Raw genomic sequence first — 1439 nt, forward strand, 5'->3', positions numbered from 1 at the left:
TGTACTGAACCCATAAAGTTAGACTAAATTATTAAGCAGATAATTGGCTGGTTTGTTTCCGGTATTCAACTGGACTCATTCCAGTCAATTTTTCTTTAATCCGTTTATTATTGTAGTAATCAATATATTGCTTTATCGCATATTCTAATGCTTCAAATGATTCATATACAATACCATAATACATTTCTTGTTTCATTATCCCAAAGAAATTTTCCATAGGTGAATTATCTAGACAATTTCCACGACGTGACATGCTTTGAAAAATACGATTGTCTTTTAACTTTTTACTAAATGCTTTCATTTGATACGCCCAGCCCTGATCAGTATGAACCGTTGTACGATAAGGCCATTGCTTCGCAATTGTGACTACTTCTTCTAATCCATCTAATATTGCCTTCGCGTTCGGCCTTTTTGACAATTGATACGTTAGAATCTCACCATTGAACATATCTAAATAAGGGTCAAGATATGCTTTTTTAATCACAACTTTCCCGTTTTGATCCTTTGTATAATACTTTAATTCAGTTGTATCAGTCGTTATCTTTTGACGTGGAAGAGGTGTATTGAATCTACGATTTATACGATTAGTTGCAATCTTACCTACTGAACCTTTATAAGAATTATACTTTCTAGACTTACGTGTGAATTTCTTGCATATAAGGCCAAGCTCATTCATAATACGCAATACTTTCTTATGATTGACGATAAAACCTCGTTTGCGTAATTCTATTGTGATTCTTCGATACCCATAATTATTTTTATTTTCATCTGATATTTTCTGAATTTCATTTTCCACTTTTTCATCTGAATTTGGTTCACTTAATCGTTTTTGCCAATACATATACGTAGCCTTTGGAAATTTAATCGCTTTAAGGATAACTGCTAATCGGAATTCTTTTCTGAGTTCGTTGATGATTCGTGATTCTGTTTTCGCAGTCGGCTCGGAATATCTACCCCTAAAGCTCGGAGCTTTTTTAAGTAAGCATTCTCCGCACGGAGAAGCTCCACTTCTCGTTCAAGCTCCTGTTCTTTTGTTAACTCTTTCTTAGAAGTCATTGGTTTCTTTTTTGACATAGTAGGACGCCCCTTTACTTTGGAGAGTCCTCCTATACCTTCATTTTGCCAAGTATACATCCAACTCGCTAGAATAGAGGGTTCTGTAATGTTGAATTTTAGCGCAACTTCTTGGTAGGACTCACCTGTTCTTAACTTATAGTCTAAAGCATTCAACTTGAATTGAACAGAATAAATCTTATTTGTAACCCTACGTTTTAATCCCGATTCTCCTAAATGTTTATACACATTAACCCATTTTTCTACGGTACTGTTAGAAGGAATGCCATACTTTTTAGCGATTGTCGAATAACCTCCTTCTCCTGCTAAATAAGCTTGTACCACCGCTAGCTTAAAAGCCAAGTCATACTTTGCCATACTAAAAC

General features: G+C 34.9%; 1 protein-coding gene and 1 pseudogene. Both read right to left on the reverse strand.

Annotation, left to right across the window (positions count from 1 at the left end; all coding sequences use genetic code 11):
* Positions 1-31: 31 nt before the first annotated feature.
* Positions 32-922: pseudogene (locus SPK86_RS15155) on the reverse strand (IS3 family transposase); the annotation flags it as partial.
* Entirely contained in the window at positions 883-1431 is a 549-nt protein-coding gene (locus SPK86_RS15160) for a helix-turn-helix domain-containing protein (protein ID WP_330949766.1), read from the reverse strand. The pseudogene SPK86_RS15155 and the gene SPK86_RS15160, both read right to left, overlap by 40 nt.
* Positions 1432-1439: the final 8 nt, after the last annotated feature.

The sequence above is a fragment of the Virgibacillus sp. MG-45 genome, assembly GCF_036409425.1.
Taxonomy (GTDB): domain Bacteria; phylum Bacillota; class Bacilli; order Bacillales; family Amphibacillaceae; genus LDC-1.

Coding starts and splice junctions, on each gene's coding strand:
- SPK86_RS15160 (WP_330949766.1), bottom strand. CDS start 1,431: ATGGCAAAGTATGACTTGGCTTTTAAGCTAGCGGTGGTACAAGCTTAT.